Source organism: Actinocrinis sp., from assembly GCF_035650855.1.
Classification (GTDB): Bacteria; Actinomycetota; Actinomycetes; order Streptomycetales; family Catenulisporaceae; genus Actinocrinis.
Window position 1 is genome coordinate 1 of the sequence record NZ_DASRGV010000013.1, and the last position, 8,361, is coordinate 8,361.

Genomic DNA, 8,361 nt, shown 5'->3' on the forward strand with positions numbered 1-8,361 from the left:
GGCCGTGCGTGCACCCGCGCTCAACGCGACGCAGCCAACCCTCCAGCCACACCACCACGGCCCTGCGCTCACCGTCACCGGCGAACTGGTGCACCGCCTGCCGCCGCCAACGCCGCGCGAGCCGGAGACAAAGGGTGCGCCGAGGACGGATGCGGCGCGCCCGGCCCAGCCGAGCGAAACCGGAGACGGCTGGGTAGGACAGGCCGCGCCGCCGGGCCCGGCCACCGCGCCGATTCAGTTCGCGCCGCCCGAACTCGCCGAAACGCTGCGGCGGCTGCACGGCGTGGACGTGTCGAACGTGCCGATTCGCCGCGACGCTGAGGCCGCCGAGCGAGCGCACTCGCTCGGCGCTCGCGCCTTCACCGACGGCGGCCAGGTGTTCATCCCGCAGTCCGAGGGTTCGCTCGACCAGCCGCGAACCCGCGCGCTGCTCGCCCACGAACTCACCCACGCGGCGCAGCACCGCCTGCTCGGCGCCGGATTGCCTGACGAATCGTCGGCGGCCGGCCGCGCACTGGAAGCCGCGGCCGTCGCCACCGAGCAATGGACGCTCGGTCAGACACTGCACCCGGCAATGCACCCGGTATCGCACCCGGAATTCGCCGGGCACATGCCACAGGCCGGACCCACGGCGCCGCAACGCGCAGTGCGCGCGCCGAGCCCGCCCTCGGCCGTTCTTCCGCCTGCGGTTCTCGGCGCGCCGACCGCATCAGCCACACCGCTCACGGACCTGCCTCTCCCGCGCAATCCGCCGGATCCGGCGTACGGACTTGTGCCGCCAGCAGCGCCTCACGTCGAGGCCACGCGGACTCACCCGCCGATCATTGCCGCGCAGCCCGATCCAGCGGGTCGCGATCTCACCGCCCTTCCCGGCGCCACGGGCCAGGCCGGAGACGGTGAGTCGGTGGTGCTTGCCGGCCAACTCGCGCGCCTCGCCCGGCAGCGTCCGCTCGACCTGGACGACACGGCGGCCGTCGACGAACTCGCCGACGACCTGTACCGCCGCTTTCACAGCAGGCTGCGACGCGAGTTGCTGGTCGACCGCGAGCGCTCGGGCGCTCTCGGGAACTTCGGATAGGACGGTACTCAGGGCATGGACATACTCGCGGAGGCCGGCGGCGTCCAGCGGCAGGCCAACAACCTGCTCGATCCGGTCGCCATGTCACACCGCTACAGCGTCCTGATAGACAACGCGCTCTACCACTTCGGCGACTGGTCGCGCGTGACCGGCCTGTCGGTGAGCTGGCAGCTGTGCGAGCTGCGCGCCGGCGACCAGGGCAACAGCGGCTGGCACTTCCCTGGCACCACCTCCTACGAGCCGATCACGCTCAGCCGCGCGGCCTGCGCCGAGTCCCGGGTGGTGCAGCTGTGGCTTTCGCGCACCTCGAAGAATCCGCGGCCGCAGAGCGGGACCATCCAGCTCGTCGACTTCCTGGGCACGCCGCTGGTGCAGTGGCGGCTGGCCGAGTTCTTCCCGATCGGCTGGTCCATCGAGACCTTCGACGCCTCGGCCGGCCGGCCGGCGGTGGAGACCCTCCGGCTCGCGCACAACGGCTTCCTCGGCGACGAGATCTCCATGGCCTCCCCCCTCTGACCGCACCTCCCGCCGCACGAAAGGAACCGATCCCAGTGAGCTACTCCATGGCCCTGCCCGGCACGGCGGCCTCGGGCGCCGTCTCGGCCGGGCGCGGCCTGGCGGCGGGCTCCGCCGGGCTGCCGCACTTCGGGCTGTCCATGCTCTTCACCGTCTCCGTCGGGGAACTCGGCACGCTCGGGCAGTGGACCTCCTGCGAGGGGCTGCGCGTCGACTTCCGCTTCGACAAGATCCGCTCCGGCGGCGAGTACGACCACGAATACATCGTGCCGAACGGCATCTCCTATCCCCCGGTGACGCTGCGCCGCGGCATGGAGGAGGCCTCGTCGGAGCGGGTGCGCACCTGGTTGCGGTCCGTCGCGCGCCGCTGGGAGCTGTGGGACGGCGAGGCGAAGCAGTATCCGGGCACGACCGTCACGATCAGCCTGCACGACGTCTACAAGCTGCCGGCGGCCCCGGTGGCCGTCTGGACGCTGCACGGCGCGTACCCGGTCTCCTGGGCGGGGCCGACGCTCAACGCGCGCACGAACGAGGTAGCGATCGAGACCCTGGTCATCGAGCACCAGGGCTTCCTGACGGGCCCGGTGTCATGACCGCGCAGAAGGCGCTGCTGCGGCAGATCGAGCCGAAGAGCGAGAAGACGATCGAGTTCACCTACAACCCGGAGCGGATCACCATCAGCCACACGCTGGTGATGAAGGAGCTCAACGGGCAGAGCGGGTCGAATCTCGCCGTCGAGGAGGTGGTGCGCCGCCTGGGCATCAGGACGATCCGGATCGAGGCGGTCCCGCTGTTCGGCGCCAGGACCAGGCGGGAGTGCGAGCAGCTGCTGTCCTGGAGCGAGGCGATCATCAAGACCCCGCGCGAGGTCGGCGGCTCGGCCGAGACCGTGCCGGTCGGCCTCGAGCTGGTCTGGGGCTCGGGCCTGCACTACTTCGTGCACATGGAGACGGTGGTCGTCACCTACCTCAAGTTCGCCGGCGCGACCGGCACCCCGATACGCGCACTGGTGAGCATGACGCTTCATCAGTACATCCCGGCCAAGCCCGGACCGAACCCGACCTCCGGCGGGTTGCCCGACCGCAGGGCGCGGGTGCTCGACAGCAGCGACCGCCTGCCGTCGCTGGCCACGGCCGCCTACGGGCGTCCCAGCGCGTGGCGGGACATCGCCCGGGTGAACAACATCGACGACCCGCTGCGGGTGCGGCCGGGCCGGACGCTCTACCTGCCCAACCCGGACGAGCTGGCGCCCGCGCGGGGGGAACGGCCGTGAACGTGGACGAACGCCCGCCGAGCGCGGTGCTGGCCGTGGTGTCGGTCGGGCCGGGAGCCGGCCGGGTGCTGCCGCCCGCGGCCCAGCGGCGCCTCGTGCGCGCCGTGGTGGAGACCTCGCTGCACCTTCCCGGCATGTTCGAGCTGACCTTCCAGGACACCACCGGAGCCGCGCTGCACGAGGCCGGCCTGCGCATCGGCGCGGCAGTGCGGATCAACGGCGGGCCGCCGGGCGGCGCGGATGACACGAGGCTGATCGTCGGCGAGGTCACGGCGATCGAAGGGGTCTACGAGGAGCAGACCGGCCACACCGTCGTGCGCGGCTACGACCGCTGCCACCGGCTCCAGCGCGTGCGGCGCACCCGCGCGTTCCTCGACATGTCGGACGCCGACATCGCGACCCGGATCGCCCGCGACGCGGGGCTCGACCTCGGTGAGATCGAGCCGACCGGCGTGGTGCACGCCCACCTGACCCAGTACAACCAGACGGACTGGGAGTTCCTACGCCAGCGCGCGGCCGAGATCGGCTACGAGTTCGGGGTCGACGACGGGCTGTTCGCCTTCCGCAGGGCGTCCTCGATCGAGGCGGCGCGCGGCGTGCCGCTCACCCTGACGCTGCGCAAGAACCTGCGCAGCTTCACGCCGCGGCTCACCGCCGGCAACCTCGCCGGCGAGGTGGAGGTGCGGGTGTGGGACCCGGCGCGAGCCAAGGTGGTCGCCTCCCGTGCCCGGGTGGCTTCCGGCGCTGCGGCCGGGCAGCAGGGGCCGGCGCAGCTCGCGGGCCTGTTCCGCGCGCCAGGCGGGCCCACGCCAGCCGCGTCCCCGGCGCCGCCGAAGCCGGGCCAGCGCGACTACGGGCCCGCGCCGAGTGAGTCGGCGTTCGTCGTGCACGACCGCCCGGTCGGCGTGGGCGCGGCGATCGACCCGGCCGCATCGCAGGCGGCGCGGGGTCTTGCGGAACGCGTCGGCGGCACATTCGCCGAGGCGGAGGGCGACGCGGCGGGCAGCGCACGCATCCAAGCCGGGCACGCCGTGCGCGTCGAGTCGCTGCCCGCGCAATTCCCGAACCGCTGGCTGGTCACTAAGGCGCGGCACGTCTTCGACTACGCCGAGGGCGGTTACCACACGCGCTTCACGGCAGGCGGTCGCGACGACCGCTCACTGCTCGCCCTCACCGCGGCGGGCTCCGCGAGTCCCGGGACGGCCAGGGTCACAGGGCTGGTATGCGCCGTGGTCACGAACATCAACGGCACGTCGGGCCGGGTGAAGGTCACGCTGCCGTGGCTGTCGCCCGACTACGAGTCGGATTGGGCGCCCGTGGTGCAGTTCGGCGCCGGTCCGCGCAGCGGCGCGCTGTTCCTGCCCGAGGTCGGCGACGAGGTGCTGGTCGGATTCGAGTACGGCGATCCGCGCCGGCCGTACGTGCTCGGCGGGATCCTGAACGCGCGCACCGGCTACTCCCTCGGCGGCCCGGCGGTGCAGGCCACCGGCGCGGCGGCCAGCGTCGTGCGGCGCGGCTTCGTCTCGGCCTCCGGGAACCTGCTGGCGTTCCTGGACGAGATGCCGCCCGGCGAGGGCGGCGGGAAGCCGACGCGTTCGCAGATCGTCCTCGGCACGCCCGCGGGCAGGCTCGGCCTGACGATCGACGCGGTGGACGGCTCGGTGGTGCTCTCCTGCCTGCCGGACGGCGCGCCGGGACGGCTGACTGTGCAGTGCGGCCAGGGCGGCACGGTGAACATCCAGGCGGGGGCCGGCGGCACGCTCAACATCGACGGCGGCCAGTCGCTGACCGTCAAATCCGCGGGCTCGCTGACGGTCGAGAGCTCCGGTGACGTATCCGTCAAAGGCGCGTCGATCTCACTGAACTGACCGAACCGACTAAGTACGCTGATTCGCACGGGGCTCCGGGCCACCGGGCCGGAAGATCGAGGAGGGGGCGGTGGGCGACTTCACCGGGGCGGGCTGGGCCTTCCCGCCGGGCACCGGCCCGGCCGGAGGCATCGCGCTGGCCGACGGGCACCGCAAGATCGAGCAGGCGATGCGCCTGATCCTCTCGACGTATCCGGGCGAGCGGCCGATGCGACCGCTGTGGGGCTGCACGCTGCGCGACTACGTCTTCGCCGAGGCGAACGCGCAGACCGCCGCGGCGATCGGACGGGCCGTCAGGACCGCGCTGGACCTGTGGGAACCGCGCGCAGAGATCACCGACGTGCACGTATATCCGGACGAGGGTGTACGAGGCCTGCTCTACATCGACATCCAATACCGCGAGGTGGCGGTCAACAGCCCGCGCAACCTCGTGTTCCCGTTCTACACGATCCCGGAGCGCGACGACGAGGAGGACGACTGATGCCGCTGCCCGCCCCCGATCTCGACGACCGCGGCTTCCAGGACCTGGTGGACGAGGCCAAGCGCATGGTCATGCGCCGCTGCCCGGAATGGACCGACCACAACGTCTCGGACCCCGGCGTCACGCTGATCGAGACGTTCGCCTACATGACCGACCAGCTGCTTTACCGGCTCAACCGGGTACCGGATCGGCTCTACACGACGTTCCTTGACCTGATCGGGCTGCGCATGCTGCCGCCCACGCCGGCCCGGGCACCGGTTAGTTTCTGGCTCTCCAGCCCGGCGACCGCCGCACTCACGGTGAGCGCGGGCACCCAAGTCGGAACGCCGCGCACCGCGAGCGTGGAATCGGTCGTCTTCTCCACGCTTCAGGACCTTGTCATCGCCCCGTGCTCGCTGCGCCGGGTGCGGACTGCGGCCCAGGACGACGAACAGGACGCGACCGACTCAGCGGACGGACCGCCTACCGCGGACCGCAGCCGACAACTGGCGCTCGGGCGGGGATTCGCGGCGTTCCACCCTTCCCCGGCACTCGGCGACGCGCTCCTGATCGGGTTGACCGAGCCGGTGCCCGGCTGCGCGGTACGCCTCGATTTCCGTGCCCGGGTCGAGGGCGTCGGAGTCAACCCCGAGCACCCGCCGCTGCGGTGGGAGGCGTGGACGGCCGAGGGCTGGGCCGCGTGCGAGACGGGCACGGACGAGACCGGCGGCCTGAACCGGCCGGGCGCGCTGGTCCTGCACGTGCCCGCGTCGCACGAAGCGAGTGTGGTCGGCGGCGACCGGGCCGGGTGGATCAGGGCCCGGATCGTCGAGCCGCTCGAAGGCCAGCCGCCGTACACGGCCTCGCCGGTGATCGAGGGCCTGACCGCCTGCACCGTCGGCGGCACGACCGAGGCGATCCATGCCGAACTGGTCGAGCACGAACCGCTGGGCGAGGCGGAGGGCGTCCCGGGCGAGCAGTTTCCGGTGCGTCGGGGCCCGATCCTGGCCGGCTACGAGACCCCTGTGGTGGAAACCTCCTCCGAGACGGGCTGGCAGGAATGGAGCGCGGTGGAGGACTTCGCCGCGAGTGGCCCCGAGGATCGGCACTTCGTGCTCGACGCCGTCGCACGGCTGGTGCTCTTCGGGCCCGCGGTTCGGGAACCCGACGGCGGCATACGCCAGTACGGAGCGGTCCCGCAGCGCGGCGCTCAGGTGCGGATCCGGCGCTACGCGACCGGTGGCGGCGCCGCGGGCAACGTCGGTGCCGGCGCCCTGCAGTCCCTCAAGACTTCCGTCCCGTTCGTCGCCGCGGTGGAGAACCGCCACGCGGCACAGGGCGGGGTGGACGGGGAAACGCTGGAGGAGGCGAAGAGGCGTGGTCCGCTGCTGCTGCGCACACGCAGCCGCGCGGTGACGGCGGAGGACTACGAGGCGTTGGCGCGGGAGGCCGCACCCGATATCGCGCGGGTGCGCTGTGTCGCGGCCGGGGACACGCCGGAGGCGGCGCACGGTGTCAGGGTCCTGGTTGTGCCGGCGGCCGCCGCGGACGGGAGCGGCCGGATCGGCTTCGGCGCCCTGGTGCCCGCGCCGCGGACCCTCGAGCGGCTGGCGGCGCGACTCGACGAGGTCAGAGTCATCGGCACCCGGGTGTCCGTGGAGCCGCCGCTCTATCGCGGCGTCACGGTCGTGGCGCGGCTGGTGGCGCGGCCCCGGGTGAGCCTTGAGCGCGTGGAACGGCAGGCGCTCGGCGCGCTGTACCAGTTCCTGAGCCCGCTGCCCGGCGGCGGCGCCGAAGGCTCGGGCTGGCCGTTCGGACGGGCGGTGCGCTCCGGCGAGATCCACGGGCTGCTGGCCCGGGTGCCGGGAGTCGAGCTGGTCGAGGACGTGCTGCTGTTCAGCGCCGATCCGGTGACCGGGGAGCGCGGCGGGCGGGCCGACCGAATCGAGCTGGAACCCAACTCGCTCGTGTTCTCTTTCGAGCACCAGGTGAGGGTGGAGGCGCACTGATGCGCGCGGCCGTGGAGGGACTGGGCACGCCGTATCCGCTGGGCAGCCTCATGCCGGCGATCTACCAGGAGGATCCGTTCACCATGCGGTGGACGGCGGCCCTCGACGAGGTGCTGGCTCCGGTCATCTCGACGCTGGACTGCCTCGGCGCGTACATCGATCCGGATCTGGCGCCGGAGGACTTCCTGCTGTGGCTGTCCGGATGGTTCGGCTTGAGCGGGGTCTTCGACGAGAACTGGCCGCTGCGCCGGCGGCGCGAGGCCGTGGCGCGGTCGGTCGCGCTGTACCGGCTGCGCGGCACCGCCGAGGGCGTGCGCGGCCTGCTCGAACTGGCCGCCGGAGTGCGGGTCGAGGTGCTGGATTCCGGCGGCACGTCGTGGTCCCCGGTACCGGGCGGCGCGCTGCCCGGCGCAGCGCACGCGCGCATGACGGTGCGCATCCTGGCCGAGCCGGGGGACCTCGGCGACGCCGAAGCGCTCGGCGACCTGATCGCCGCGGCGAAACCCGCGCATGTAGCGCACGAAGTGGAGATGGTGGTGCGACGATGATCGTGTGCCGCAAGTGCGGATTCCGCAACGGCGACGAGGACACGTTCTGCGGGTCCTGCGGCAGTTTCCTGGAGTGGACCGGGGAGAAGCAGCGCACTGCTTCGGGTGCGGCTAGGGCGTCGGCGTCGGGTGCTGCGCCTGCCGCTCAGGGTTCCGACGACGGCATGTCGCGCGCGAGTGACGACGGGACTGCCGCGCCCGGGCGGGAAAGCCTGTTCCAGCGGGTGATCCAGGGTACGAACAATTTCATCGCGGGGCCGCGGCCGCACGTGCCCGCCGACGGGGCGAGCGGAGGCGGGGGCAGCAGGGGCAGCGGCGGGCCGGGCGGGACCAGCCGGCCGCCCGGTCCGGCGTCCGCGCGTCCGGGCGCGCGCCCGCCGGGGAGCGGGCCAGTTCCGCCGCCACCTCCACCGCCACCACCGCCTCGGCGCCGAGCCGATCCGGCCACTGCCACGCCCCCACCGCCGCCGCCTCCTCCGCCTGGACGCCGGGCCAATCCCGGCACCGCGACACCCCCACCTCCGCCACCCGGACGCCTGACCAATTCCGCCAGCGCAACACCCCCGCCTCCGCCACCACCACCTGGCAGCCAGGCCAACTCAGCCAACG

8 protein-coding genes are annotated in these 8,361 nt (G+C 72.8%); all 8 read left to right on the forward strand.

Annotated features, from left to right (window positions below; genetic code table 11):
* A partial coding sequence (locus VFB40_RS01030) for an eCIS core domain-containing protein (RefSeq protein ID WP_324847331.1) occupies positions 1–1,078 on the forward strand: 1,078 nt, incomplete at its 5' end.
* A gap of 15 nt (positions 1,079–1,093) precedes the next feature.
* Complete coding sequence (locus VFB40_RS01035) at positions 1,094–1,594, forward strand: phage tail protein (RefSeq protein WP_324847332.1); 501 nt, start codon at positions 1,094–1,096, stop codon at positions 1,592–1,594.
* A gap of 35 nt (positions 1,595–1,629) precedes the next feature.
* The gene (locus VFB40_RS01040) at positions 1,630–2,187 is read left to right on the forward strand and encodes a phage tail protein (protein WP_324847333.1); all 558 of its coding nucleotides are present in this window, start codon (positions 1,630–1,632) and stop codon (positions 2,185–2,187) included.
* Positions 2,184–2,867 (forward strand): hypothetical protein, encoded by a 684-nt coding sequence (locus VFB40_RS01045; RefSeq protein ID WP_324847334.1) that lies wholly within the window; start codon positions 2,184–2,186, stop codon positions 2,865–2,867. Before VFB40_RS01040 ends, VFB40_RS01045 begins: the two co-directional genes overlap by 4 nt.
* Positions 2,864–4,735: a phage baseplate assembly protein V gene (locus tag VFB40_RS01050; RefSeq protein WP_324847335.1), complete on the forward strand. Its 1,872-nt coding sequence runs from the start codon at positions 2,864–2,866 to the stop codon at positions 4,733–4,735. The genes VFB40_RS01045 and VFB40_RS01050 overlap by 4 nt, the downstream gene beginning before the upstream one ends.
* A 70-nt stretch (positions 4,736–4,805) precedes the next feature.
* Positions 4,806–5,216 (forward strand): gp25 family contractile injection system sheath assembly initiator, encoded by a 411-nt coding sequence (locus tag VFB40_RS01055; protein WP_324847336.1) that lies wholly within the window; start codon positions 4,806–4,808, stop codon positions 5,214–5,216.
* Entirely contained in the window at positions 5,216–7,204 is a 1,989-nt protein-coding gene (locus VFB40_RS01060; protein WP_324847337.1) for a putative baseplate assembly protein, read from the forward strand. Before VFB40_RS01055 ends, VFB40_RS01060 begins: the two co-directional genes overlap by 1 nt.
* Entirely contained in the window at positions 7,204–7,752 is a 549-nt protein-coding gene (locus VFB40_RS01065) for a phage tail protein (RefSeq protein WP_324847338.1), read from the forward strand. The genes VFB40_RS01060 and VFB40_RS01065 overlap by 1 nt, the downstream gene beginning before the upstream one ends.
* The last annotated feature ends 609 nt before the right edge of the window (positions 7,753–8,361 follow it).

What these genes read in the sequence shown, in the direction of transcription:
- VFB40_RS01060 (WP_324847337.1), top strand. Translation starts at nt 5,216, where the DNA reads ATGCCGCTGCCCGCCCCCGATCTCGACGACCGCGGCTTCCAGGACCTG.
- VFB40_RS01035 (WP_324847332.1), top strand. Translation starts at nt 1,094, where the DNA reads ATGGACATACTCGCGGAGGCCGGCGGCGTCCAGCGGCAGGCCAACAAC.
- VFB40_RS01045 (WP_324847334.1), top strand. Translation starts at nt 2,184, where the DNA reads ATGACCGCGCAGAAGGCGCTGCTGCGGCAGATCGAGCCGAAGAGCGAG.
- VFB40_RS01065 (WP_324847338.1), top strand. Translation starts at nt 7,204, where the DNA reads ATGCGCGCGGCCGTGGAGGGACTGGGCACGCCGTATCCGCTGGGCAGC.